The following is a 26,811-nucleotide window of genomic DNA, read 5'->3' as shown; positions in this document are numbered from 1 at the left end:
CGTCGTTAGGATAATGCGTTTAGCTGATTGTGCTTTTTACGCTATGCAAATTGATGAATTAAAATATTGCTATGTTAGCAAAAAGCTACGAGTTCATTTGGTTATATCAACAAATTTGTAATTAATTTGGGTATTCCCTCATTAATTACGTTAATCTTAAGTAAGAAGCACTATTCTAAATAGAGCAAGTAAAACCATACACATGTAGTGATCGCTACAGGCTAGTGAGGGAGAGTTGCATGAGACATATCTCAGGCAAACAGTGGTCTGTCAATTTGCTTCTCGTTGCCTTCATCATTTTTTGTGGAGGGTTGATCGAAATTATCAACTTCAATCAACGAAGTTTTATCCGAGATAATCTTCAAACCAGAGCAAAGGAAGAGCTTTCGATTATTCGAGCTCAGTTAGAAGCTGCCATTTTGTCTGACATCTATGTAGCAAATGGGCTAACCAGCTTAATTGCGATTAACGCCCATTCTCAGTTCGAAGATTGGGAAAAAATTGCGGCTAATATTTTACATGAAGGTAGACATTTGCGCGTGATTGGGCTTGCGCCTGATGATGTGATTCGTTACACCTATCCATTGAGCGGAAATCACAAAACAATAGGCTTAGATTACCGTACCGTTCCCAAACAATGGGCCACGATCTTAAAAGCAAGGGAGATCCAAGAGATCTTCATTGCAGGCCCTGTGAACCTGGTTCAAGGTGGGCGAGGCCTTGTTGCTCGGATTCCTATATTTACTGACCCTCCTGATAACCAACAATATTGGGGGGTATGCAGTGTCGTGATCGATTTAGATTCGCTATTACTTTCCACTGGCGTTGAACGTTTTACTCACCGCTTTAATTTGGCGATACGTGGGGTAGACAGCACTGGTTCGGAAGGCGAGGTATTTTTTGGTGAACAAGAGGTGTTCACGAAAGCTTTTGCAAAACAAAGTGTTCATTTTCCCTATGGCGGCTGGGAAATTGCTGTTGCGCAGAAAAGCGATGTTTTAGGTCAAGTGCCTTGGTATCAGGTCCACATTGTACGGTTGTTAGGCTATCCGATCTTAATCTTGTTGGTTGCGGCGTTTATTACGATATATCGCTTGTACTCTATTGCTAATGAAAGAGCACTTCATGACGAATTAACTCAGCTTCCTAACCGTCGGTACTTCATGTATACGCTTGATCGATATTTTGAGCAGGCTATCAAAATGGACCAATCGGCTGGTTTTGTGATCCTCAACATTGATATTGATAAGTTCAAATCGATCAATGACACCTATGGGCATGCGGCGGGTGACAAGGTGTTGATTGCTTGTGCGGAGCGAGTGAAAAGCGTATTGCGTTCTTCGGATTTAGTTGCACGCATTGGTGGTGATGAGTTTCTGGTTTTGCTGTCTCGAGTATCGGACAACGATGATATTGAGCGGATCAGTCTCAAAATAAAAAGTGCGTTGTGTAATGCGCCAGTCATTTATGAGCAGCACTTAATTAACCTACATGTCAGTGTAGGCGCAGCCGCATTTAGCCCAGAATTTGATAATGTGGATGCGATGTTGAAACTGGCTGATGAGCGGATGTATCAAGAAAAGAGGCAGCAGTACTACTAGATTATTTATTCAGATTTGCATTTTGAAATTTAATTGCAAAATGCAAATTTATTATGCGACATGTTGTAATGAAACCGCTCATAAAGTAGACAAATAAGGTGTTTTTTGGCAGTTTTAAAGTTGGCATGCATCCTGCTATATAGTAAGTGACCCTTCTAAGCCGAGGGTCACCTAGCCAACTGACGTTGTTAGTGAACCTTATTTTTGTTCACACTTATTAATAGCCAATCATACTTTTTGTGATTGGCTTTTTTTATTTTTACGCTCTGCAACTAGCCAGCACATTTCTCATAGCAGCTTGGTTTTCTTGGACAGACAGCACCGCGTGAGCAGATTAAGCGCGCATTATTTTCAATTCCGCGTTCAATCCAATTAATATTAAGAATTTTAGCAATAGTCGTGAGATCTTTTTTGATGTGTCTTGGAATAAGAGAGCTCCCGCCGTTGCTGACGCATAACGCTTTAAGCTCCTCAGCAATTGAGTGAGCATCCCCACCTTGTGCATTGATGGCTGGATTCAAATCTATTCCAGCGCATAGCACTCGATTATTGCCTGCTGGATCGATCATATTGACGGATTCACAGCAATATATTCTCGGCTCATCACCTACATTCAAAATCGAAATTTGCGCAGAGCTGCCACTTTTCGGCTCTGAAAGACGTCTAAACACGGCCCAATGCTGGCAAGGGTCATTCACTTTACGCATATTCCCCCACGGTAGAGGGATCCCATTGCCACGATAAACCGCTTTTAATTTGCCTTCACCATAAGCATCGAAATAGTGCCAATGCGGATAGGGTGACACGACCGTCATGCGTCTCATCGCAACAGAAGGAGAAACCCCTGCTTTCAAATGTACATCGATTTCGTAGCCGCTGCGATCAAGAAGTTGTCGATAAGGCACTTTGGGGCACAGTAGTGCGCCAGCAAAAAAACTCGATTCAAAATCTCGCCATGCCTGAAGGATATCTTGGGAATTTAATTCACAGGTGGCGGTGGCATCAGGCGTTTCCTCCCAACTGTTTGTGTGGCCAACCGTTAAGACACTTTTTAGTCCCTCTTTGCTGTGCAGAATATTGTGGCCAATATACACCGCGAGGTCGTACTTTAGGCGAGTTGGGTACTCACGTAGAATTTCATTGAGGTAGATCGTGCATGGTGGTTCAAAAAAAGAGGTAATAAGTTGTTTGGCGCTAACACCAAGCTCATCAACAACATCTTGCGGGGTTCTCGTGACCCAGCGGATAACCAAACCAAGACTTTTGGCGATGTCGATAAGATCTTCAACAGCTAAGTTTAAGCGTTTTAAACCCACTTCTTCTGCTGCTCGCTCAAGATCTGGGAAGTGGTTTTGTAAACTCTCTTGGTGAGCACGGATCAATAGATGAGCAAACTGTTTGCCAGTGATCCCGGTTTGGGAAAGCATCTCTGGGATTGCGATTTGTAAAATATCATTTGAGAATAAAAAGCTAGGTTCAAGAGCCATACCGCTGATCCCACCTCTGTTACCCTTGTCAGGAGTAATATCCGTTTGACCTGGTTCATCATCTAAAAACCAAGCGGGATCTTTTTGGAAAACTTGGGCAATGACCTCCAACATATCAACACTAGGCACCCGTTTTCCACGCTCAATCATCGAAAGGTATGAAACGGAGGGGGCGTATTCTGGGTTGATACGAATACAGCGTGCCGATAAATCTTCCATCGTTAGGTGATTACGCTTTCTTAAGTTTCTGACTTTTGTCCCTAAGAAATGTGACTGACGAACTAAGCTTTTTGATAAGGCCATTTTGTAAAATTCACACTGTAAAATTTTTGTTGTGAAATTGTAGTAAAAAATTGGTTAATCTACCAAGTAAGCAAGGTCACAAATTTGCACAAAGGTTAAACGCAAGTTTGGAATAATTGCTCTAGAACACAAAATGTTGAGTTACCTATAAGGAAAAGACGATGAATATGCTGACATTCGATAAAACAGAAATCCAAAAACTAGATAAACCCTTTATCGCTGAAGCCGTCTTCGCCGTCGAGACTATCAGTGCTAATCAACAAAATGAAAAGCAGAGTAGAGCGAAGCAACTACTCGATAGATTGTTCCCTTTGGCGACGGGCTCTCATCAAGATGTGACCAGTTATGTGATCGATTACCGCCATGTGTTGGCTTATTTCAAGGATGGGCGTCATAGTGGTTTGAAGCACCCAAAACATTTTGTTGCCTTCAATGGTGAAAAGGAGTCACCATGTTCGATCTTGTTCCGTGATGGAAGTGGTAGCCATGTTGAAGTGATGTTAGGCTGCACTAAAGGGACTGGACGCGTTGAACTGATAGAGATTAATGATATTCAGTTAGAAACGTGTACCACATTTAGCCAATCGGTGGAAGAAATGCCCAGCGCCGCAATGCGCCACTGGGTAAGCCTAGTCAAAGGTGATGAAAAGGGTAAGCCTCAAGCTTGTAGTGAAGATAAAGAGTACACCGCAAAAGATGGTGAAGACTACTACTTAAACTACAGTTTTAACCTTGCTTAGGTTATAGATGCGTATTGGGATTAAATGGGGCGTGGCGCCCCTTTTACTTTTCTATCCATAAATTGAGGTTTATGGAAATTGTGATTGCTTTTCAGCTACCCATAAGAGGTTGAAGCGATTAAAGCGGCATAACACGGTTGCGGCCTAATTGTTTTGCTTCATAGAGCAGTTTATCGGTTCTTTCTATCAAAGACTCGGACGTATCACCTAGTTGTAATTCTGTCACACCAAAAGAGGCGGTAATATTACCAACTTGGTTTCCTGAACGGCGATCCTTCACGCTCATTTTTTCTATCGAACGGCGCAGTGATTCTGCAAACTGTCTGGCAATGCGCAGTGTTTTATTTGGAACAATTAAAACGAACTCTTCACCGCCAAATCGGTAGGCAGTAATGCCATCTCGGCAGCTACTCTGAAGCTTTTTAGCGATGCCTTTGATGACGGTGTCACCAAATAGGTGGCCGTAATTGTCATTAAAAGATTTGAAGTGATCGATATCTAATAAGATCAGGCTTATTGGTTGCTGCGCGCTTATTAGGGTAAAGAGATCATCATTGAACGAACGGCGGTTATATAAACCGGACAATCCATCGAATAAAGCCTCTTTTTGCACCTCGGCAAGCTGCTCTTTCAGTCGATGAATTTCTTTACTGGCACTATTAAGTTGACCATTTAGAAACTGAGTTGAATGGCGAATATCTCGCGATTCAGTGACCAATTGGCGAACCACTTTCATCACCTCTTCGATCGATAAATCATCGTTTTCGACTCGTTCTAATTCACTAAAACTTTTATCAATCACTCTGGCAAATTCGCTGGTATCGGTTAGGGTATCTGACATTGAACTTGCGACTTCATTGACTAACACTTCAATGTTGTTGCGTAGCGTGCTTAAACTGGTTTCAGAGCGCGATGCGACATAGCTGTTATAGAGTTGAGAGCTTGCCGCGGGAGGACAAAGGCCAAAGTTTTCCAATACAGAATCGAGTTCTCGATTGAGTTGAGGTATGGCGTTGTCAACATAGGTATACCAAAGTGCATAGTTAGCAGGTGTTGCCGCCACATGATTTTTCATCATCAACGGTACTGCTTTTTTCAAATTGGCTGTAGATCTCTTAAAGTCGTCGCTGGTCATTATCGTAAAATTAATAGACAGTCACAGATATTCATACCGCTAAGATTAGCGGATATCCCAAAGTTATGCGCTAAAAAAATGCAACTAAAGTTTGAAGTTGAATTTTTATTTACAGTGAACAATCGATTCTTGATGTAGATCAAACACAACAGACAGACATAGTAGGGGGTTTTTTATATATTGAATCGCTGAATGATTAAAATAAGTTGGTTACTGAATCAAGGAGTAATAGATGGAGATGTATGATATTGAATCGTTTTTGGATATTTTACCTCAGGTAGAAAGTAGCTATCCGTTTGGTCCTGATGCGTTGGTTTTCAAAATTCGCGGTAAAATGTTTGCCTATACTTCTCAGTCGAGAGAAGAGCCGTTTGTGACATTGAAGTGCACTCCCGAAGATGGTGAAGTTCTGACCAGTGCCTTTTCCGCTATTCGTCCTGGTTATCATATGAATAAAAGACACTGGATCTCCGTTAAGTTAAACGGAGATGTTGACCAGATGATGTTAGAGGAATTATGTGAACGCTCTTATCAGCTTGTAGTAAGTAAACTGAAAAAATCAGATAGAGAAGCGCTTCAGGCTCTGTTTGTGCAAGCAAAGCTTGATTAAGCGGTATCCTTACGTTGTTCCAGTTTTTTTGCGCCACGCAGCATCGCTTCTATCAATTCTGTCGCGTTAAATTTTTCCAAAGCTTCGTGGGCTCCGACTTGGTGAGCTCTATCCAAACAGATCTCACTGGAAAGCGAGGTGTGAAGAATACAATAAGCATGGCTCAGCATTGGATCATTTTGAACCTCAAAGGCCAGTTCATATCCATCAAGGCCCGGCATTTCAATATCACTGACCAGCAAATCGATTGCACGTTGATGTTGAGCGTCTTGACGCATCAGCTCAATGGCATCAAGTCCATTTTTACAGATTTGGTAAGGGATGTTGATACTGTCTAAGGCATCTGACAATTGTTTACGTGCAATAGATGAATCATCCACCAGTAAAATACGCAATGCTTTTAATCGCTCACGTTCAATATCAGTCAGCATCGGGATCTTAGTTGATTCATACTGTGGATAAATTTTTGAAAGTAATAATTCGACGTCAAGTAACTGCACAATCTGTTTTTGATAGCGGGTTATGCCAGTGATAAAAACGTCTTTTCCCGCCACTGCAGGTGAAGACTCGATTGTTCGCCAGTCACACTCGATGATTTTCTCAATGCTACGTACCATAAACGCAACTACAGTTCGCAGGCAGTCCGTCACGATTAAGTAGCATTGTTTATATTCGCTAGGTTGAATTGCTCTAAAGCCAATGGCGGCAGCCATATCAATGACAGGTACCGTCAAGTTACGGATAGTCACCGTTCCGATCACATGGTGATGAGAATATGGGATTTGTGTCATTGGCATGTAAGGGACAATCTCTCGTACTTTCAGAGTCCCGATAGCAAAAAGCTGTTTCTGAGTGTTCAATGTGAACATCAACATGCCTTGGGATTGGTTTGCCTTACTGGGGGTTTTAGCCATAACACCTTACTCAACGTTGTTTCTTATGCTTAATACTAAACGATCTCTTACTGACGGCAATGCGTTAAATGCAAATAAACAGTATAACCGTATGTTTATTGATCTTTTGCACTCTTACATTGGGGTTGGACTCTTGAAAAGCATCCGTTACACTATTTGCAGTAGCAAATTTATTGAGAAAAATGATGGCAAGAACGGCAGCGGCTCTTCACATTTTAGTGAAGCATAAAGAACAAGCTGAAGATATTATCGCTCAGTTAAAAAAAGGAGCGAAATTTCAAACATTAGCCAGAAAATATTCTACCTGTCCTTCTGGTAAAAAAGGGGGCGATCTGGGTGAGTTTCGTCAGGGGCAGATGGTACCTCAATTTGATAAAATCTGTTTCACTAGTGAGGTACTGACACCCCATTTGGTGAAAACCAAGTTTGGTTGGCATGTTGTAAAAGTTCTATATCGGACCTAGCCTCAATAGGGTGATTTTCTCATCGATGTTGATTTTTAAAGTAATAGTCAATGAGCAGTGAGTGCCACGCTTTTTCTTAACACCAGAAGTGCGTGGTGCTTTTCATTCGTTAGGAATGACACTCGATTCTTTATCTTTTTTATTCCATTACCTTTTATAGAATGGCCTACTACACCCAAACTACTTCAAGTAGTAAGGTATATAAATAAAACAGTCATTTGTTCTCATAAATAAGAATCCACAATAACTTCATGAATTAAATGGATTTATTCATTAGGTTTTTTATTAAAATGAGAGCGGGTTATTTTGAGATATTGACTTATAGTCGCTTAACGTTAGTTTTATCAAGTGAGCGGTATGATCTAGGAGTTTAAAATGAGTGAAGAAAAAAAAATTAACGTTCGATTGCTTTCTGATGTTTGTATGCAGTCTCGCTTACTTAAAGATTCGCTAGAGTCAAAGTTGCCGATTAGTATTGATATCTCTCCGCTTTGCGATACGTGGATGAATGATAACAGTCTATCATCCTATAAAATTCAATTGGTTATCATCGACTATTCTCGCGTTGATGAAAATAATTTTGCTGATTACTCAGCATTTAAACGCTTATCCTGCCCTGATGCAAAAGAAGTGCTTATTAATTGCCCGCTAGATATTGAACCTAAAATGCTCTTTAAATGGCAGAATCTTGTGGGTGTATTTTATACCAATGATCAGCTTGAATCTTTAGTTAAGGGCATGGAAAAAGTGCTTGATGATGAAATGTGGTTTAATCGAAAATTGGCTCAGGAATATATACAGCATTATCGTGCAGGTAATTCATCTATTACCTCTCAAGCTTATGCTAAATTAACGAAAAGAGAGCAGCAAATAATTAAGCTACTTGGCTGTGGTGCATCTAATATGCAAATTGCAGATGAGTTGTTTGTAAGTGAAAATACAGTAAAAACACATTTACATAATGTATTTAAAAAGATAAATGCTAAAAATAGACTTCAGGCATTATTATGGGCAAAAGATAATATTGGTATTGAAGAGTTTAATTAAATTTTATTTATTTTTAAATAAGACAGCCCCTTTGATAGGGGCTGTCTTATTTTCTTAACTGAATTTCTTTTTATTCGGCTTCGATGCCTTTTTCTTTGTAAAGGCGGCGGCATGCACGTCCATCGCTGTGGAAGAGATGGCAGCGATGCCCTGGAATACCAATTGTCAATGTATCACCTGTTTCAACGCCCAAAGTATCAGGCTGGCGGTAAATTACATCAGAATCAGAGCCTTTCAAGTTCATGTAGACTTGTGTTTCATTACCGAGTTTCTCAACCATCATCACCTTGCCTTCAATTTTCGCGTCGCCATCTTCAGCGCTCAGCAAGTGCTCTGGACGTACACCTAATGACATACGCTCGCCGCGAGTGATCGTGGTGCCATCGACCAAAATCCAAAATGAGGTTCCATTAGAGAGTTGAACTTTCACACGTTCGGCTTCGACATCTTCGATGAATACGCTCATGAAGTTCATTTTAGGAGAACCGATGAAGCCTGCGACGAAACGATTTTCTGGGTAATGATACAACTCAAGTGGTTTGCCTACTTGTGATACGAAACCAGCATCCAAAACCACGATTTTGTCAGCCATTGTCATTGCTTCGACTTGGTCATGGGTAACGTAAATCATAGTGCAGCCCAATTTGCGTTGCAGTTTGGTTATCTCTGAACGCATCTGTACGCGCAGCGCTGCATCTAGGTTAGACAGCGGCTCATCAAGCAAAAATACATTCGGTTGTGAGACTAAAGTACGCCCAATCGCGACACGCTGACGTTGGCCACCTGAAAGAGACTTAGGTTGACGTTCGAGCAAATGGCTGAGCTGGAGAATATCGGCGGCGTGCTCAACACGTTGCTCGATCTCCTTTTTATCGGCTTTGGCCAACTTTAGGCCAAAAGACATGTTGTCGAAAAGATTAAGGTGCGGGTAGAGCGCATAGGATTGAAATACCATGCCGACGCCACGTTTAGAAGGTTCAACATCATTCATTCGCTTATCGCCAATAAACAAGTCACCCGAGGTGATATCTTCTAGGCCTGCTATGCAACGCAGTAGGGTGGATTTCCCACAACCTGACGGACCGACAAAGACGACAAATTCGCCTTCTTGAATTTCTAAGTCGACATTTTTAGAAATTAATACATCACCGTATGCTTTACATACATTTTTTAACGTGACACTCGCCATAGAGCTCGTCCTCGATCAATATTTTTTATAAATCACTGCCCATCATTATATGAGTTTTCTTGCAGGCAATGACAGCAGGAATTGGGTAAGGTGGTTAATAATGTAAGAAAAAGGGTGATGTCTTCAAATTAAGGGAGTTTGAAGAAAGCATCACCCATCCATGCCAATGATTTAGTTCACTTCCCCTGCACATTGAGCGTCTCCCCCGTTATAAAATCAATTACCACGAACGCTCATTTATGACAGCAAACCAATCTAGCGATGTAAGCCAGTAAACGATGAGTTACTGGAAAAGGCTCTTACTATCCACTCTGGGATGACTGTATTTTGTGTGATGTGTGTGTTTGATACATCCTCCTAATTGAGTTTTTTATAGGGGGGAGTAGCGATGGATGCGATGGAGGAGGGGTTTAAGGGCTGAGTTAGATCCAGTTCAAATAATTAATGGCTGTTAAGTGGAAGCATGTCACAAAAAGGTATTTTTTTGTGATTGAGCTCTCTAACCTTGAGCGATGATGATCACGAAAATAGTCCATAATATCGAGGGCGTAGGGCGTAGGAGGATGAGTCAAGTTAGGTTTTCTCTGATTATATATGACGAAATACGGCGAAACCTGTTGGTGAGCCCTACAACACAAAAATAAAAAGGATATGAACATGAAAAACGCCCTAAGCACAGTCGCGCTAAGTACTCTAGTTGCTCTTGGTTCGTTTGGTGCACATGCTGCTATTGAAGAAGGACAACTCACCATTTGGATTAATGGTGATAAAGGCTATAACGGTTTGGCTGAAGTGGGTAAGAAATTTGAGGCGGACACGGGTATCAAAGTGACCGTGGCTCACCCTGACGCACTTCAAGATAAATTCCCACAAACCGCAGCAACGGGTGATGGACCTGATATTGTGTTCTGGGCTCATGACCGTTTTGGTGGTTATGCAGAAGCTGGCTTGCTGGCTGAAATTAAACCTTCAAAAGCGATTCAAGAGGGTATCGTGGATTTTGCCTGGGATGCGGTGAAATACAACGGTAAAATCATCGGCTACCCAGTCGCGGTAGAATCCTTGTCTCTCATCTATAACAAAGATCTTGTGCCAAACCCACCAAAAAGTTGGGAAGAAGTGGAAGCGCTGAACGGCAAACTGAAGAAAGAGGGCAAAACGGCCATCATGTGGAACTTGAAAGAACCGTATTTCACATGGCCTCTTATGGCGGCTGATAGCGGCTACGCATTCAAATACACGATTGATGGTTATGATGTGAAAGATGCGGGTATCGCGAATAAAGGCGTAAAAGATGCGATGAATTTCGTGAAAGGTTTGGTGGACAAAGGCGTGATCTCTCCGGATATGGATTACTCTGTTTCTGAAGCGGCGTTTAACCAGGGCAAAACGGCAATGACGATCAACGGTCCGTGGGCTTGGGGCAACATTGAAAAATCAGGTATTAATTACGGAGTGACGACATTACCGAAATTTAACGGGCAATCTTCCAAGCCGTTTGTAGGCGTATTGACGGCTGGTATCAGCACCGCTTCTCCAAATAAAGATCTTGCGATTGAGTTTATCGAAAACTACTTACTCACCAATGATGGTCTGCGCATGGTCAATAATGACAAACCTCTTGGCGCGGTGGCTCTTAACTCTTTCCAACGTGAGCTTGATGCAGATACACGCATCGCCGCGACAATGGATAACGCAATGAATGGCGAAATTATGCCGAACATCCCTCAGATGAATGCATTTTGGGGCAGCGCGAAAAGTGCAATTATCAATATTGTAGATGGCCGCCAAACTGTCGATGCCGCACTGGCTGATGCAGAAAAACAAATGACTAAATAATTCGGTTTTGGTCAAGCCCTTAAGGAGAGGGTAACCTCTCCTTCATTTTACGTTTATATCGCTAGCAGGTTCTTCTATGCAGTCAGTTCAAGGTACAGATGCTTTGTCAGCACCCGAAACGGCACTTCCTTCCAGTAAAAATGTGCTCATTAAATGGGCATTATTAGGTACGGTTGGTATCGTTAACGGTTACGCCACTATTCTTATGTATTCTCGCGGTGAGCTCGCCTTTGCGCTGCTTACTCTCATTCTTACCGCTCTGGCCCTTTATATTTTCGGCAGTAAACATACTTACGCACACCGCTATATTTATCCGGGTATCGCGGGAATGATCTTATTCATCCTCTTTCCTTTGGCCTACACCGTTGGTCTGGCTTTTACTAACTACAGTGCTAAAAACCAACTCTCTTTAGAACGTGCACAGACCGTGCTGTTGGATCGAACTTATCAGGGCGGGGAAAGCTATCCTTTCACTCTATACAAAACGGAAAGTGGCTATCGAATTGCAATCGAAGATGGAGAGCAGACGCTCGCTACCGACGTGTTTTCCTTAAATGGCTTATCGGTGACCGATATGGACCTTCAACCTATTGAGGGTATTGAGGGCACCAAAGAGCCGATTAAAACCATTATTAATCACCGTGCTACGTTGAGCTCAATTGATCTGCATTTCCCTAGTGGTGAAGATGTACGTATGAGTGGCTTGCGCAAGTTTGCCGCCGTATCGCCGCTTTACACCATGCAAGATGATGGCGAAACGCTGGTCAATAATCAAACAGGCGAAATACTACGGCCGAATATGGATGTTGGCTTTTATCAACCAGTGGACGAAAGTGGTCAATTTATCGGTGCGACAGTATCGCCTGGTTTTGTGGTGAAAATTGGCACACATAACTTTGAGCGTGTATGGAAAGATGACGGTATTAAAGAGCCTTTCATCAATATCTTTATCTGGACGGTCGTTTTCTCAACCTTAACCGTGATTTTCACTCTTATGATAGGGCTAGTGTTGGCTAGTGTTGTGCAATGGGAAGAGCTTAAAGGTCGCGCCGTTTACCGAGTGCTATTAATCCTGCCTTATGCTGTTCCTGCCTTTATTTCTATTTTGATCTTCAAAGGCTTGTTCAACCAAAGCTTTGGTGAGATCAATATGGTGCTCAACAGTATTTTTGGCATTAGTCCTAGCTGGTTCTCAGACCCCTTTCTCGCTAAAAGTATGGTGCTGATCGTCAATACTTGGCTTGGTTTTCCTTACATGATGATTTTGTGTATGGGTCTTTTGAAAGCGATTCCAGAGGATTTATATGAAGCATCGGCGATTGATGGTGCAGGTTTTTTACACAACTTCACCCGTATCACATTGCCGCTCATGATCAAACCAATGACTCCGTTACTTATTGCGAGCTTTGCGTTTAACTTTAACAACTTTGTGATGATTCAACTTCTGACACAAGGTGGCCCGAATATGATTGGTACTTCAGAGCCAGCCGGCTACACCGATTTACTCGTAAGCTATACCTATCGTATTGCGTTTGAAGGAGCTGGTGGTCAAGACTTCGGTTTGGCTAGTGCCATCGCAACCTTGATCTTCTTACTGGTTGGTGGGTTAGCACTACTCAACTTACGTTTTACGAAGCTGTCACAGAATTAAGGAGTAATCGTTATGGCGATGGTACAAGGTCAATCTCTCAAATATCGCTTATGGGCGACTCATGTTGCTCTGTGGGCATTTTTATCGCTGATCATTTTCCCACTATTGATGGTCATTGCGATTTCATTTCGTGAAGGGAACTTTGCCACAGGCAGTTTGATCCCAGATAACCCATCTCTAGAACACTGGAAATTGGCATTAGGTTTTGCTGTCACTAATGCTGATGGCTCTGTTACACCGCCGCCATTTCCGGTTCTGACTTGGTTATGGAATTCAGTGAAAGTAGCAGGCATTACTTCAGTGCTCATTGTGGCCCTATCGACAACATCTGCTTATGCCTTTGCGCGCATGCGTTTTAAAGGTAAAGACACCATCCTAAAAGCGATGATGATTTTTCAAATGTTCCCAGCGGTACTGGCACTGGTTGCGATGTATGCACTGTTTGACAAATTAGGTCAATACATCCCATTTCTTGGCTTAAATACGCATGGTGGTTTGATTTTCTCCTACCTAGGTGGTATCGCACTGCACGTATGGACGATCAAAGGCTATTTTGAAACGATAGATAACTCATTAGAAGAAGCTGCTGCTTTAGATGGAGCTACACCATGGCAAGCCTTTAGACTGGTGCTGCTACCACTCTCTGTGCCGATTCTTGCGGTTGTGTTTATTCTCTCGTTTATTGGGGTGGTTGGTGAAGTACCAGTGGCATCTTTGCTACTTTCTGATGTAAACTCATATACATTAGCGGTGGGTATGCAGCAGTATCTTTATCCTCAGAACTATTTGTGGGGAGATTTTGCAGCAGCAGCAGTGTTGTCTGCTTTACCTATCACTGTCGTATTTTTGCTTGCACAGCGCTGGTTAGTCGGAGGACTTACGGCTGGCGGTGTGAAAGGATAATAACGATAGGGCGACCGTGAGGTCGCCCATATTGTATTAGCTTAACGTATTTGGTTTGGCCGCCGATCAGTTAAGTAATATGCAAATCTGGCGTTACGCATAGCTGGCTGTTAGCTTTATTTCCTTACTATCCAACAAACTAACAGTTTTTGTAACCAAGACCCGAGCATTGCTTGGGTTTTTTTATATCTGTATTAAAGGGTGCTATTGGTAACGCGCATGCATTATATGATGAATTGAATGTCTCAAAAGTGAAATGATGTTTGGATGCGACTCACATCTGAAATCTTTGTGTAACGTCGTAAAGGAAGGCTAAAAAGTTAGAACTCACGGCTAGAAGGGGCGCAGCCTAAGTATTGTAAAAGGACATACAAGCTCTCTTGCTGCAGCGCAACGCGGCGAAACAAATCGGCGAAGGTATCATCTCCGCCAAAGCAGGTACGGATATAGTGGTTAATTTCTTGGGGCTGGTAGCCTTCAACGTAAAGCGTTCGGACCCAGTGATACTCAATTGACTTTGGGTCGACTAACGTCGATTCGCTCAAGGTAATCTCTTTGAGAGTCAAAGTATTTTCCTACCATCGATGCAAAATGTCAGAGAGCTCGATTTAAGCAAATAAAGATGAAGGAAAAATGACAACTGAGTGCATCATGTGTAGCTATTTTAAGTACTTAACGTGAGCTTCCATCTCTTCCCCTATCTCTTTACGCATGTTCATTAAGCGTATCGCTGATTGGCGTAGGGCAATATCTTCTGCCGTTTGTGGTACCCATTCTGGGATGGGGGTTGGCTTGCCTTGCTCATCGACAGCCACCATGATGACAATACAATGGGTAGTCAGTTGGTTTTTCAACTCTTTTGGATCGCTTGCTTGCACATCAATGGCGATATGCATTGAGCTTGTTCCGGTATAAATGACTTTTGCGCTGACTTCAACGAGGTTCCCTACGTGGATAGGAGCGACAAAGCGGATCCCTCCAGCATAAGCGGTGATGCAATATTTACCGCTCCAGCCTGCTGAGCATGCATAGGCCGCTAGATCTATCCATTTCATGACAGCGCCACCGTGGACTTTACCACCAAAATTCACATCACCGGGCTCTGCTAAAAAACGCAAAGTTATTGCACGTTGGCCACTACTCATTGGGGAATCCTTGTTTTTTATTAACGGAATCATAAATAACAAAGCGTTAACCAAACTGCAATATTATTTTGAATGCAGCAGATATAAAAAATCCTCTTAGTTGCCTAAGAGGATTTTTAAAGCCGAGCGGTACGAGTTATTTACTTTATGTTGTACCTTATTGAGCCAACTGAGCGTTAGTTATTCAGTTGCGTTAATAATAGTTTAAACAGTATTTCGACGTAACTGTTCGATCGAACAGGTTCTATCTCTGATGAGATTGTTTAGCGTGATTTCTCCAATAACCTAAGGAGAAGTCACATGACTATTTCAATTTATTCACATACCTTTCAAAGTGTCCCCCAAGCTGATTATGTGTCATTGCTGAAGTTACGCTATAAGGTTTTTTCGCAACGCTTGCAGTGGGAGCTAAAAACAAATCGAGAAATGGAGACTGATGAGTACGACGTTCCAGAAGCACACTATTTGTATGCCAAAGAGGAACAGGGTCATTTAGTGGGGTGTTGGCGAATTTTGCCAACGACGTCGCGTTATATGCTTAAAGATACTTTTTCGGAATTACTCGGTGTGCAGCAAGCACCCAAAGCAAAGGAGATTTATGAGCTGAGTCGTTTTGCGGTCGATAAAGATCATTCGGCGCAATTGGGCGGCGTGAGTAATGTTACGCTGCAGATGTTTCAGTCGCTGTATCATCACGCCCAGCAATATCACATCAATGCCTATGTAACGGTCACATCGGCCAGTGTGGAAAAATTGATTAAGCGGATGGGGATCCCATGCGAAAGACTCGGTGATAAAAAAGTGCATCTTTTGGGAAGTACACGTTCTGTCGCTTTGCATATTCCAATGAATGAAGCATATCGTGCAAGTGTCAATGCATAAGCCTTATAAATAGGGATTGATATAGCCACCTAAAATAGCTTTAGTGATCGCTTGGTAGCGATTCGTCGCGCCAAGCTTTTTACAAGCATTACTGAAATGGAACTTCACGGTACGTTCTGACGTATTAATAATCGTTGCAATTTCCCATGCGCTTTTGCCTTCGGCCGCCCAAGCTAAGCATTGTACTTCACGTGCGGTGAGCACCGCTCTCGGTTTTGCGTCTTTATGGTAACGGGTGATGTTGCCAATATTATGAGCCAGTAACGGTACAATGAGCTGTGAGGTATGGATACTTTGTTGATTCAAATCGTAAGACTTGGTATCTGAGGTTGCAAAACTTATCATGCCAAATTCCCCCCTAAGTCCATGGATTGGAATGCTAAATCCCGCTTTGAGTCCATTGCAACGCGCCTCTTCAAAAATGACTCGTCCATCATCATTGACTCGTTTAGCGTCATCCCAGCGAATGGGCAAAAAATTGGTAATACTGTATTTGACAATTGGATCGATATGCATGAAGCCTGATTCATCATATTGCTGTCGCCAGCTATTGGGGTAATTGTCCGTGACAAGCGTTTCACTGGTTTTTAACGTGGGTTGAAAAGAGAGGCCAAAGAGGAAAAATTCATGATCAATTAATTTATTGAGCCCATTGAGTACATTTTCCAAATCATCGTGGCTAGTGATTTGTTGGTTCTCTTGGATCAGTCTCAGAATTTTGTACATAAGCCGAAAGTTCTAAATTGCGTCGTACTATATTGGCATTTATATCAAAAAAAACCGTAACAGTACGAGCAAATAATGAAATAGTTTATCTATTTGGCGGGAAAATCTAGTTCAAATGTCGGTTTGGCCTCAATCTATCTATACCACCTGAATGGTTACTTCATTTTCACGAGCGAATGCATCAATTTCTTCTGGTGGTTGAGCATTGGTAATGATCAAATCTACATCGGCAATTGTGCCTAGCTTCACCATGGCATTACGTCCGAATTTACTGTGGTCGACACCGAGATAAACACAGCGACTATTTTCGATGATCGCCCGTTTGACTCTCACTTCGTGATAATCGAAATCTAAAAGTGAGCCATCATAGTCAATGCCGCTAATCCCTAAAATACCGAAATCGAGACGAAATTGTGAAATGAAATCCAAAGTGGCTTCACCCGTCACGCCACCGTCTTTATTACGCACTTCACCGCCCGCTAAGATGACATTGAAATCCGGTTTGGCCATTAAAATCGTCGCCACGTTAATGTTGTTGGTGACAATGCGCAGATTTTCGTGATTGAGCATTAATGCCCGAGCGATAGCTTCAGGTGTCGTGCCTATGTCGATAAAGAGCGTTGCGCCATCGGGAATGTGTTTGACTAGCTCGGCAGCCACTTTCTCTTTTTCTTGCTGATAAGTTACTTGGCGAGTGTGGTAAGAGGAGTTTTCAGAACTAGACGCGATGGTAGCGCCGCCGTGATTGCGTCGTAACTTATTGGCATCTGCAAGTTCGTTGAGATCTCGGCGGATGGTTTGTGGGCTGACATTGAATCGCTCGACTAAATCATCGGTACTCACAAATCCGTGTGTTTGAACTAATTCGATAATTTCTTGATGGCGTTTAACTGCTTTCACCTTAAATATCCTTATTCATTGAAGCTTAAATAGGTCAATACCTTGAATGCTTACTTTGCGTAAGGCACTACGACTTTGTGAGTGTACGGTTTAATCGACCAAATTCAATCATTAGTGAATGGGATACGCGAGTATTTGCTCGTTTTAAGTGATAATTCACATTAAACGAACATTATAGGCTCTTTATGGAACATAGTTATGTTTCTTGGAATGTGGCACATTGATTCCGTCCAGCGAGCTTGGCTTTATAAAGTGCTTTGTCTGAGCGGCGATAAATTTCGAAAAAATCGGCATCGTTGCCCGCAATTTCAGAGATACCGCAACTGATACTAAAGTGTGCGCCGTTGTCAAAAAATGCGTATGCATAAAATTCTTTACGTAAACGATCTGCCACTTGAAAGGCCTCATGCGCATTGGCCTTATGCAGAACAATCAGAAACTCTTCACCACCAATTCTACCGCAGGCGTCGCCATGGCGTGTGTGCTTTCTCGCTATCTCTGCTAACTGCCAAATCACATCATCTCCTCGCTGGTGGCCATAGGTATCGTTTACTAACTTGAAGTTGTCGATATCAATCGCGATACAACTTATCGGATAATGATCACGCTGAGCCAACGTAAATTCATTACACGCTTCTCGCCACAACTTGCGGCGATTGTAGAGCTGCGTTAAGTCATCGGTATTGGCTAGAGTGTGAAGCTGTTCTCGCAGTTCGACAATATCGGTAATCTCAGTAGAAACACCGATAAGGCCAATCACTTCACCCGTTTGTGTACTTAGAATAGGTTTCTTTATTGCGCGGTAGACGCGTACTTTGGTATCAAATTTTGCTTGTGCACGTTCTTCACTGATGAAAGGCTGTTTGGTATCAAATACCATTTGATCGCTGTGTAAAATATCGGCGAGCAGTTCATCTTGAAAAAAATCGTGATCAGTTTTGCCTTTGAGTTCTTCCAAAGTTGTGCCGAACAGTTTTAGTGTTAGCTGATTTGCATACAGATACTCACCTTGACGGTTTTTTACGAACACGTATGAACCGAGCTCGTTGAGAACAAGCTCATGCAAGGCAAACAAATTATTGCTATACACATCTTCGATGTTATCAAGAATCATTATCTGGCCACCAAATTTGCTAGGTTGCCTAACGGATCTGACGTAAAGGATCCCTCAATACATTTCATTTTTGTTTATTTTTATTCTTCTTCCATAAACATAGCTCGAATCGATGCTAGATGCTCAATTTTATGGTTGTATTGCGCCCTCGATAGCTGTTGTACGGCTTTTTGTCAGTTTTATTTGGGATAAAAGAACCCCGGAAATTACCATCGTTCCACCTAAAAGATGGTAGTTTTGCACTGTTTCACCTAACAGGGTTGTGGCAAGCGAAACCGCCACCACAGGTAACAAATTCATAAACATCGCACTAGAGTCTGCACCAATTAAGTCGATCGCTTTTACCCACATCCACGGAGCCAATAAGGATGCAGCGACAGAAGCGTAAGCGATTAGGGGCAGTGAGCCTTCCGTGGGTAGGAGATGTTCACTGGTCAACCATAATGGTGTCAGCATTAAGACAGCAAACAACCCTTGCATATAAATAAGCGTCCAATTGCTTAGCGGCATTTTCCACCGTTTAAGTAACACACAATAAAGTGCGTAAACGGTTGCAGCCACCACCATTAATGCATCACCATGTGTAATATCTTGATGCAAGAAGAAGCTCATATCGCCTTGACCTAGCATAAAAGCAAGCCCTGCGAGAGAGAGGACTCCTCCGACAACACTCAAAGCTGAAATGCGCTTATGGAGCAGAGGGACGCTGATGAACACACTGAGCAGTGGTACCAGCGAAGTGATCAACGACATATTTGATGCAGTAGTCGTTAGCCCTGCGTAATAGCCAAGAGACTGATTCAGTACCATGCCTAACATGGCTAAAAAAGCCAGTTTAGTTAAATGGGGCTTGATGATTACCCATTGGCGGATCACGGTAGGTAAGCAAAAGGGGGTTAGCAACAGCATCGCGACAAACCAGCGATAAAAACTCATCGCACTTGGTTCAATGGTTTCTGCGGCGAGCTTGTTGATGATAGAGTTACCACCCCAAATTAGAACCGTGAATAGTGGAAGAAGATATACCATGTGAGCCTCGTCGCAAATTGTGCTGTGAAGTATAGTGTGGCAGGTCTCTATAATTATATATATCTCCAAAACGACATTGCGAGCGATAGGAAGACAAGTTTGAAAAAAGCGCCCAGAAATCTTCACCCTTCACTATCGATTGACAGTGCGCCATCGGATGTCTTTATGAATTTCGATGCGTTTTTGTCAAACACAGAAACGCGAACTCATAGCCATCCATGGGGACAAGTGCAGCTAATTTCCGGCGGGATTTTGGAAATGGAAGCGCAAGAAACGCGATTTCTCGCACCGCCTCATCTAGCGATTTGGGTTCCTGCGGGGGTGAAACACTGCAGCTATAATCGTAAGCCAATTGAATATTGTTCGCTCAATATTGATCGGGCTCTCACCCATGGTTTTCCCAAGCACACCAGTTTGATAAAAGTGACGCCCATCGTTTCTGCCATCATTGAGGATTTTCGATCGCGTGAAATCAGTGTGGCTCAAAACGCGCAAGATAAACGTTTAGTTCAAGTATTGCTCGACCAATTGGCAACGCAAGAAACGCAGCATCATTTTTTGCCTTCCACTAATCACAAATATTTAGCCCCGATTTTAGCGGCGGTAGAAGAAAATCCGACCGATGATACGACATTGGCTTTGTGGGCTGAAAAAGTACATACCACAGAGCGAACATTAGCGCGTCATTGCCAAACGGAACTCGGGATGAGTTTTACCGAATGGCGATTAAGAGTACGCTATCTCTATTCCATGGATTTACTGCGCACAGGACATTCAGTGAAAGAGGTAGCATTAACTCTTGGCTACAACCAAGCCAGTCCTTTTATTACTATGTTTAAAAAATACTCCGGTCAAACGCCGGAACAGTATAAAAATCGTTTGTTATAATATTGCTTAAGCGTATGTAGGCACTTCATCCTGATCAAACTATAAAGAAGTGCCTTAGACTTAATTTGGTAATTTTTTACAACGTCTATTACTCATGAATCCATGACATAGGTGGTTGGGTGTTTTATCGTTTTAGCGGCACACGTAGTCCAAAGCGCCAACAATGGCGGCGACTTGTGCGTCATTACACTCTTGCGCTGTGACTTTTGGGCTATCTGGGTACACTTCGGTGGTGGTGCCGAAGTAGCAATTTGTGATGCCACCGCATAACCCTAACGCTTTCATGGAGTAGTTAATTACTCCCTCTTGAGTGATGGGAGAGCCGATGATCTCGCCTTTACTATCGGCTGGTGCAATGTGCGTGACTTTACGTACCGATTCAATAATGGCTGCTTGGAATTCTGGCTGCGGATTTTCCGTATCGCCGACAGTATAAAACCCATCGGGAATCGTATCGGCTTCATATCTAATCCCATCGCGCGCTGCTAGTGCAGGGCGAAACTCGCTTTCATCACTGTCTGTAGTTTCATGCAAATCAATATGCACCAGCACGTCACCTAAGCTTGCGACCCAGCGTATTAAGCTTGCCGACTCTTCGGCTGGGCTATTGGCGTAAAATGAGCGATTAGGGTCAAGCGCTGATGGGTTCCAACGATTGATCGTTTCATAGCCCCAAGGGCTTACGCACGGGGCAACGGCAATGTTGAAATGAGATTGATACTGCTGTGCTTGAGTCGCTAAAAACTGCAACGCGCCGTGTACTCCACTGGTTTCGTAACCGTGTACGCCACCTGTGATCAACACCGTTGGTTTGTCAGGGTTCCATGAGCGGCTTTTTAAGGCAAATAATGGGTAGCGATCTTTGTCTATTGATAGTGCACCGTATTGCTCTACCTCAAAATCCGTTGCCAAAGCGTTAATTTTCGGCACGACTTCTTGCTGATATTCTCGTTTAATCGTCGTTTGTGCGAGCCACGCTTCGCGTTCTGCTGCTTGCCAAGGTGTGCCTGGCGTACCGATAGGATAAGTATAAACAGAGTACATGAGGGTTCCTTTCTGACTAGTTGCCCACAGAGTAAGAGGTGTGAGTGTTAAGAGCAATCAAAAATACCAAGCTGGATTTACCACAGCCCGTTAACAGGGTTCATTACCTCAACCTGTTTTTGGGCAATGCAGGTTTGTTAGAGCAAGGAAATAGTCCAACTCTGGCCTGATAACTGAGGTAAATCATTGGCTAAACCGAACGGTCACATCTAAACTGCAACCAGACCAATGCAATTGAGTGAGAACACGATTGGAGAATAGTTTCCCCCTTTCTGAACTAATGATTTCGCTAACGACCGCCTTAGACATGACGGAAGGCCAACCACCGGAGCACTGCATTCGTTGTTGCTGGGTTGGTATGCATATTGGCATGCAATTAGAGCTCGATCAGGCTGAGCTGCATGATCTGTTTTTTACCTTGCTATTGAAAGATGCGGGCTGCAGTAGCAACGCCGCGCGAATTTGCGAGTTGTATGCCACTGATGACCTCGCTTTCAAACGGCGTTATAAAACCGTCGGAACCAGTCTATCGAGTGTGATTAACTTTATCGTCAAAAATACCGGTTCAGAGCAGAGCTGGGCAGAACGTATTTTAACTACCATCGACATTTTGAAAAATGGTAATGATTATGCACAAGAGCTTATTCAAACTCGTTGTACTCGTGGGGCTGATGTGGCGCGAGAGTTGCGATTTAGCGAAGTCGTCGCGCATGGGATCCACTCACTGGATGAACATTGGAATGGTCAAGGGCGTCCTCAACAGCTAAAAGGTGAAGCCATCCCCCTTTTCTCGCGGATTGCGTTATTAGCTCAAGTATTTGATGTTTTTCAAATGGAACATGATTTGGACGAAGCAATACGCGAGGTTACAGAGCGTAGTGGTGTATGGTTTGACCCACAACTGGTTGAGATTATTGAGCAGTTGGTGGATAACCCGCACTTTGTGGCTAGCCTCAAAGCCTCTGATATCAGCCAACGAGTGATGCATTTACCACCGGCACAAGCGCATCAGCCTTTGGATGAAGCGTATTTAGACTGTATCGTCACGGCATTTGGCAAGATTGTTGATGCAAAAAGCCCCTATACCGCAGGGCACAGTGAACGAGTGGCTGTGTATACTGATTTAATCGCACGACAATTAGCCATTTCGGAAACTGATCGATCTTGGTTGAGACGCGCGGCATTACTGCACGACATTGGTAAGTTAGGGGTCAGTAATGCCATTTTAGATAAACCCGGTAAGTTAGACGATATGGAGTGGAAAGCCGTTCAGGCGCATGCCGCGTTTACTGAACAAATCTTGCGGAAATTATCGCCCTTTAAGACGTTGGCACGTATGGCAGGGGCACATCATGAGAAACTTGATGGTACTGGCTATCCGCGTGGTGTAAACGGTGATGAGATCAGCGTGATGACTCGAATCATCACGACGGCCGATATTTTTGATGCTCTCAGCGCGGAACGCCCTTATCGCTCCGCGATGCCAATTGATAAAGCACTTTTGATCATGCAAGAGAATCTACATACTGCCATTGATCCTGACTGCTTCGCCGCGTTACAGAGCGCTCTGGCTCAATTGCCAGCCGAATATACTCAGTCACTGAGCTAGTGTCCTTTACTGCTTTGCTACTTGAAGCGTCAGCACTGTTGGTGGTGGGGCCGCATAGCGTGTTTCCCTTCATCAGCGCTTGGTGTTACATTTTGTCACGCTTTGAATAATGAAAATGAATAAGAGAGAATTTGCATGGCAGGCGCGAGCTTACTTACCCTTCTTGATGATATTGCAACCGTGCTCGATGATGTGGCGTTGATGTCAAAAATGGCCGCGAAAAAAACGGCAGGCGTATTGGGGGATGACTTGGCGCTCAATGCTCAGCAGGTGTCTGGTGTTGCCGCTGAACGAGAGATCCCAGTGGTATGGGCAGTGGCTAAGGGCTCATTTCGTAACAAATTAATTTTGGTTCCCGCCGCCTTGCTGATGAGCTCGTTAGCCCCTTGGCTGATTATGCCGCTCTTGTTAGTCGGTGGACTTTTTCTCTGTTTTGAAGGGGCAGAAAAAATCTTAGAAAAAGTATTTCATACCAGCCATCACAGCACCGCTGACGCGGATGAGCGCATGCTCACTGACGTATCGATTGATGACTATGAAAAACGTAAAGTCGCTGGGGCGATTCGGACCGATTTTATTTTATCGGCCGAGATCATCGTGATTGCGTTGGGGACAGTGCAAGGCCATAGCATGGTGACACAAATTTTGGTGGTGAGTTTAATTGCAGTGGTCATGACCATCGGCGTTTATGGTTTGGTAGCAGGCATTGTGAAATTGGACGATTTAGGTTTCTACCTAGAGCGCACTTCAGATGGCGCAGGGCTGCGTGCTCGCTTTGGTAAAGGGTTGATCAGTTTTGCGCCGAAGCTGATGAAAGCATTAACTGTGGTTGGCACAGCCGCGATGTTTTTAGTGGGCGGTGGCATTGTGGTGCACAACGTCTCTTTCGTTCACCACGCGCTTGAACCTGTGATTGCAGCCGTTGCTGAACTCTCTTTATTAGCAGTAGTGATGCCAACCTTGCTTAATGGTTTCGTTGGTTTACTCGCTGGGCTGGCTGTGGTTGCAGTGTGGGGGATGGTGAGTAAATTGAAACCGTCCCATTAATTTTTTTTATGGTGATGATAATCATATTGAATGGTGATTTGCCCGCAGACGAATAGACTAGCGCTTTTCGTTTTTGGCAGTTCCCATTATGCAGTGTGCGTTTTTTGATCAACAGCTGTGCCGTTCTTGTACTCATTGCGCGGTTTCTTATTCAGAGCAGGTGAAGCGCAAAGATTTGGCACTAAAAGCGCTGTTTTCAACGCAGATGCCACAGCAGTGGCTAGAACCTGTCATAAGTGAAGAGACGGGTTTTCGTAACAAAGCGAAAATGGTGGCTCTTGGCGCGGCTCATGCACCGATCTTGGGTGTTGAATCCATGGTTGATGGGCAATCAACGCCCGTGTCGTTAGTGCAATGTGCTCTCTACCCACAAGAGACACAAGTGCTATTAACTTATCTACAAGATTGGATCCGTAGCTCGGGCATTCCTCCCTATAATAAAGCCAAGAAGAAAGGCGAACTCAAATACATATTGCTCACACGCAGCGAATATTCAGGTGAGTTTATGCTGCGTTTTGTACTGAGAAGCCGCGAAGCTTTAGGCCGAGTTGAGCAAAACCTCGCGCGGCTTCAGGCGCAGTTTCCAACCATTCGCGTCGTCTCAGTTAACCTTCAACCCATCCACATGGCGCGCCTAGAAGGTGAAGAAGAGATTTTTTTAACCGAGTGTGAGTATTTGATTGAGCAGTTTAATCAGGTGCCTATGGTTATTCGCCCGAAAAGTTTTTTCCAAACCAACCCGCATGTAGCGAAGCAGTTGTACGCGGCGGCGCGTGATTGGGTGAGAGAGATAAACCCAAGTCACATGTGGGATCTGTTTTGTGGCGTGGGTGGTTTTGCCCTGCATTGTGCCAGCTCAACCACGGCAGTCACAGGCATTGAAATTGAACCAGAAGCGATTGCCAGTGCTAAACGCTCTGCCAAGACGATGGGCATTACCAATTTAGACTTTGCTGCGCTGGATTCTGCCCAATTCTCACAGGCTCAATCAATCGCGCCTGATCTGGTGCTAGTCAACCCTCCGCGTCGTGGTTTAGGGATTGAATTAGTTGAGCGATTGGTGGCTTTATCACCCAAACACATCATTTACTCAAGCTGTAACCCGCAAACGCTGATCACTGATATGCAAGGTATTGTGGGCTACTTACCCAAAAAACTGCAATGGTTTGATATGTTTCCACATACCGATCATAGCGAAGTGATGGTGCTGTTAGAGCGTCAGCCTAAGCTGAGATAAGCGCTGTGTAGTGCAAAAATGATAATGATAAAGAGAGGGAAGCCGCGGCTTCCCTTTTTGATGCATTAATGGGCTATTTTACTGCCCACGCGACCGTTTCACCGGCGCGGATCGGCACCACAATATCTGAGCCAAATGGCATACTTTCAGCGACTGGCCACTCTTCTTTGACCAAAGTAACGGTGTCGTTATTACGGGGTAGGCCGTAAAAATCAGGGCCATTGTGACTGGCAAACGCTTCAAGGTTGCCAATTTTACCAACTTGCTCAAACACCTCTGCGTATAACTCTAAGGCTGCGTGCGCTGTGTACGATCCAGCGCAACCGCAAGCTGCTTCTTTTTTGCCTTTGGCATGAGGCGCAGAATCAGTACCCAAGAAAAATTTCTTATTGCCCGATGTCGCTGCCTGAATCAGCGCAAGCTGGTGGGTGTTGCGCTTAAGGATTGGCAAACAGTAAAAATGAGGGCGAATACCACCAGCAAGCATGTGATTGCGGTTATAAAGTAGATGGTGCGCCGTGATCGTTGCCGCTACATTCTGGTTCGCATTTTGTACAAACTCGGCAGCATCGGCGGTGGTGATGTGTTCTAACACTATTTTCAGATTTGGGAAATCATTAACAATAGGAGCAAGCACTGTATCGAGGAAGGCTTTTTCTCGGTCAAAAATATCCACATCGTGAGCGGTTACTTCGCCATGAATCAGCAGCAGCATGCCAACGTCTTGCATCGCTTCCAATACAGGGTAAATATTTTGAGCGCAGGTTACGCCAGAATCTGAATTGGTGGTCGCCCCAGCCGGATAAAGTTTGGCTGCCACGACAGCGCCAGAAGCTTTGGCTTTGCGGATCTCATCAGGTGTCGTGTTATCGGTGAGATAAAGCGCCATGAGTGGCTTGAAAGAATCACGTGGTTTTTGCGCCATGATGCGCTGTTGGTACGCTAATGCTAATTCTGTGGTGGTGATCGGCGGGACCGTATTGGGCATGATCAGTGCACGGCCGTTGTAGCGACTGATGTCTCGTACTGTATCGGCCAACACATCACCATCACGTAAGTGAACATGCCAGTCGTCTGGACGAGTAATCGTTAATGTTTTCATTGGTTGCTCCCACCGGAAAATAAATTGATTGGAGCTTAAACGGGCTTCGCTTTTAATGTGCGCGCAATCGCTTACGTTTAAGCGACAGGATGATAGAGGAAACAGGGGTGAATTTCATCCTTTAATTTTCCATAGGGTTAGCCAGCTTTGGCGATTTCCATTATCATCGCGTTATAAAAATACCTTCAAAAAAGCATAAGGATAG

General features: G+C 43.7%; 25 protein-coding genes. 13 read left to right on the top strand and 12 right to left on the bottom strand.

What is annotated here, in order from left to right:
- Positions 1-224 precede the first annotated feature (224 nt).
- A complete protein-coding gene (locus tag AACT18_RS02925; protein WP_017045991.1) occupies positions 225-1,601 on the top strand; it encodes a diguanylate cyclase in 1,377 nt (458 codons plus the stop codon).
- A 272-nt stretch (positions 1,602-1,873) separates the two neighbouring features.
- Here AACT18_RS02925 and AACT18_RS02920 read toward each other — a convergent pair whose 3' ends face one another.
- Positions 1,874-3,391, bottom strand: a complete 1,518-nt coding sequence (locus AACT18_RS02920) for a DUF3612 domain-containing protein (RefSeq protein WP_013868076.1) — start codon at positions 3,389-3,391, stop codon at positions 1,874-1,876.
- Between the two features lie 161 nt (positions 3,392-3,552).
- Between AACT18_RS02920 and AACT18_RS02915 the strand changes: the two genes are divergently transcribed.
- Positions 3,553-4,131 carry a malate synthase gene (locus AACT18_RS02915; protein WP_094125681.1) on the top strand — a complete coding sequence of 193 codons (579 nt, stop codon included), beginning with the start codon at positions 3,553-3,555 and terminating at the stop codon, positions 4,129-4,131.
- A 118-nt stretch (positions 4,132-4,249) separates the two neighbouring features.
- Here AACT18_RS02915 and AACT18_RS02910 read toward each other — a convergent pair whose 3' ends face one another.
- A complete protein-coding gene (locus AACT18_RS02910) occupies positions 4,250-5,266 on the bottom strand; it encodes a GGDEF domain-containing protein (RefSeq protein WP_017045993.1) in 1,017 nt (338 codons plus the stop codon).
- Positions 5,267-5,498: 232 nt separating this feature from the next.
- On the opposite strand from AACT18_RS02910, the gene AACT18_RS02905 reads away from it, so the two are divergent.
- Entirely contained in the window at positions 5,499-5,876 is a 378-nt protein-coding gene (locus tag AACT18_RS02905) for an MmcQ/YjbR family DNA-binding protein (protein ID WP_017045994.1), read from the top strand.
- Here AACT18_RS02905 and AACT18_RS02900 read toward each other — a convergent pair.
- Positions 5,873-6,790: a chemotaxis protein gene (locus AACT18_RS02900; protein ID WP_019281245.1), complete on the bottom strand. Its 918-nt coding sequence runs from the start codon at positions 6,788-6,790 to the stop codon at positions 5,873-5,875. The two genes, AACT18_RS02905 and AACT18_RS02900, sit on opposite strands and share 4 nt — an antisense overlap.
- Before the next feature lie 185 nt (positions 6,791-6,975).
- Here AACT18_RS02900 and ppiC point away from each other — a divergent pair, with 185 nt between their 5' ends.
- Together ppiC and AACT18_RS02890 are read left to right on the top strand one after the other, a co-directional pair.
- On the top strand, positions 6,976-7,254 hold the full coding sequence (gene ppiC, locus AACT18_RS02895; RefSeq protein WP_094125682.1) for a peptidylprolyl isomerase PpiC: 279 nt from the start codon (positions 6,976-6,978) through the stop codon (positions 7,252-7,254).
- A gap of 375 nt (positions 7,255-7,629) precedes the next feature.
- Complete coding sequence (locus AACT18_RS02890; protein ID WP_013868071.1) at positions 7,630-8,301, top strand: LuxR C-terminal-related transcriptional regulator; 672 nt, start codon at positions 7,630-7,632, stop codon at positions 8,299-8,301.
- 70 nt (positions 8,302-8,371) lie between these two features.
- On the opposite strand, the gene malK is transcribed toward AACT18_RS02890, so the two are convergent.
- Positions 8,372-9,490 carry a maltose/maltodextrin ABC transporter ATP-binding protein MalK gene (gene malK / locus AACT18_RS02885; RefSeq protein WP_017045996.1) on the bottom strand — a complete coding sequence of 373 codons (1,119 nt, stop codon included), beginning with the start codon at positions 9,488-9,490 and terminating at the stop codon, positions 8,372-8,374.
- Between the two features lie 657 nt (positions 9,491-10,147).
- Between malK and malE the strand changes: the two genes are divergently transcribed.
- The 3 genes from malE to malG all read left to right on the top strand — a co-directional run bounded on the left by malE (position 10,148) and on the right by malG (position 13,883).
- Complete coding sequence (malE, locus tag AACT18_RS02880; RefSeq protein WP_094125099.1) at positions 10,148-11,329, top strand: maltose/maltodextrin ABC transporter substrate-binding protein MalE; 1,182 nt, start codon at positions 10,148-10,150, stop codon at positions 11,327-11,329.
- 76 nt (positions 11,330-11,405) lie between these two features.
- Positions 11,406-12,980, top strand: coding sequence for a maltose ABC transporter permease MalF (gene malF / locus AACT18_RS02875; protein WP_013868068.1), 1,575 nt, complete (start codon positions 11,406-11,408; stop codon positions 12,978-12,980).
- Positions 12,981-12,992: 12 nt separating this feature from the next.
- Positions 12,993-13,883 (top strand): maltose ABC transporter permease MalG, encoded by an 891-nt coding sequence (malG, locus tag AACT18_RS02870; protein WP_010317575.1) that lies wholly within the window; start codon positions 12,993-12,995, stop codon positions 13,881-13,883.
- A gap of 320 nt (positions 13,884-14,203) precedes the next feature.
- Here malG and AACT18_RS02865 read toward each other — a convergent pair whose 3' ends face one another.
- Both AACT18_RS02865 and AACT18_RS02860 read right to left on the bottom strand, forming a co-directional pair.
- The gene (locus AACT18_RS02865; RefSeq protein ID WP_094125098.1) at positions 14,204-14,449 is read right to left on the bottom strand and encodes a hypothetical protein; all 246 of its coding nucleotides are present in this window, start codon (positions 14,447-14,449) and stop codon (positions 14,204-14,206) included.
- A 93-nt stretch (positions 14,450-14,542) separates the two neighbouring features.
- Entirely contained in the window at positions 14,543-15,028 is a 486-nt protein-coding gene (locus AACT18_RS02860; RefSeq protein WP_010317579.1) for an acyl-CoA thioesterase, read from the bottom strand.
- 300 nt (positions 15,029-15,328) lie between these two features.
- Between AACT18_RS02860 and AACT18_RS02855 the strand changes: the two genes are divergently transcribed.
- Positions 15,329-15,910: an acyl-homoserine-lactone synthase gene (locus AACT18_RS02855; protein WP_017046000.1), complete on the top strand. Its 582-nt coding sequence runs from the start codon at positions 15,329-15,331 to the stop codon at positions 15,908-15,910.
- 3 nt (positions 15,911-15,913) lie between these two features.
- Here AACT18_RS02855 and AACT18_RS02850 read toward each other — a convergent pair whose 3' ends face one another.
- The 4 genes from AACT18_RS02850 to AACT18_RS02835 all read right to left on the bottom strand — a co-directional run bounded on the left by AACT18_RS02850 (position 15,914) and on the right by AACT18_RS02835 (position 19,679).
- Positions 15,914-16,636, bottom strand: coding sequence for a helix-turn-helix transcriptional regulator (locus tag AACT18_RS02850; RefSeq protein WP_094124992.1), 723 nt, complete (start codon positions 16,634-16,636; stop codon positions 15,914-15,916).
- 138 nt (positions 16,637-16,774) lie between these two features.
- On the bottom strand, positions 16,775-17,536 hold the full coding sequence (locus AACT18_RS02845) for a DeoR/GlpR family transcriptional regulator (protein WP_013868063.1): 762 nt from the start codon (positions 17,534-17,536) through the stop codon (positions 16,775-16,777).
- Between the two features lie 196 nt (positions 17,537-17,732).
- Complete coding sequence (locus AACT18_RS02840) at positions 17,733-18,650, bottom strand: sensor domain-containing diguanylate cyclase (protein ID WP_094124991.1); 918 nt, start codon at positions 18,648-18,650, stop codon at positions 17,733-17,735.
- A gap of 129 nt (positions 18,651-18,779) precedes the next feature.
- Entirely contained in the window at positions 18,780-19,679 is a 900-nt protein-coding gene (locus AACT18_RS02835) for a DMT family transporter (protein WP_094124990.1), read from the bottom strand.
- Positions 19,680-19,778: 99 nt separating this feature from the next.
- Between AACT18_RS02835 and AACT18_RS02830 the strand changes: the two genes are divergently transcribed.
- Entirely contained in the window at positions 19,779-20,567 is a 789-nt protein-coding gene (locus tag AACT18_RS02830) for an AraC family transcriptional regulator (RefSeq protein WP_026028665.1), read from the top strand.
- 132 nt (positions 20,568-20,699) lie between these two features.
- On the opposite strand, the gene AACT18_RS02825 is transcribed toward AACT18_RS02830, so the two are convergent.
- A complete protein-coding gene (locus AACT18_RS02825) occupies positions 20,700-21,611 on the bottom strand; it encodes a M14 family metallopeptidase (RefSeq protein ID WP_176428322.1) in 912 nt (303 codons plus the stop codon).
- Positions 21,612-21,891: 280 nt separating this feature from the next.
- On the opposite strand from AACT18_RS02825, the gene AACT18_RS02820 reads away from it, so the two are divergent.
- The 3 genes from AACT18_RS02820 to rlmC all read left to right on the top strand — a co-directional run bounded on the left by AACT18_RS02820 (position 21,892) and on the right by rlmC (position 25,504).
- The gene (locus AACT18_RS02820) at positions 21,892-23,220 is read left to right on the top strand and encodes an HD-GYP domain-containing protein (RefSeq protein WP_094124988.1); all 1,329 of its coding nucleotides are present in this window, start codon (positions 21,892-21,894) and stop codon (positions 23,218-23,220) included.
- Between the two features lie 135 nt (positions 23,221-23,355).
- Entirely contained in the window at positions 23,356-24,267 is a 912-nt protein-coding gene (locus tag AACT18_RS02815; protein ID WP_094124987.1) for a DUF808 domain-containing protein, read from the top strand.
- 88 nt (positions 24,268-24,355) lie between these two features.
- Positions 24,356-25,504, top strand: a complete 1,149-nt coding sequence (rlmC, locus tag AACT18_RS02810; RefSeq protein ID WP_176428323.1) for a 23S rRNA (uracil(747)-C(5))-methyltransferase RlmC — start codon at positions 24,356-24,358, stop codon at positions 25,502-25,504.
- 73 nt (positions 25,505-25,577) lie between these two features.
- Here rlmC and pyrC read toward each other — a convergent pair whose 3' ends face one another.
- Positions 25,578-26,606: a dihydroorotase gene (gene pyrC, locus AACT18_RS02805; protein ID WP_088729749.1), complete on the bottom strand. Its 1,029-nt coding sequence runs from the start codon at positions 26,604-26,606 to the stop codon at positions 25,578-25,580.
- Between the last annotated feature and the right edge of the window lie 205 nt (positions 26,607-26,811).

It is taken from the genome of Vibrio sp. V04_P4A5T148 (genome assembly GCF_963875605.1).
Taxonomy (GTDB): domain Bacteria; phylum Pseudomonadota; class Gammaproteobacteria; order Enterobacterales; family Vibrionaceae; genus Vibrio; species Vibrio anguillarum.
The sequence above is the reverse complement of the archived record's forward strand: the minus strand, read 5'-3'. Positions and strand labels throughout refer to the sequence as shown.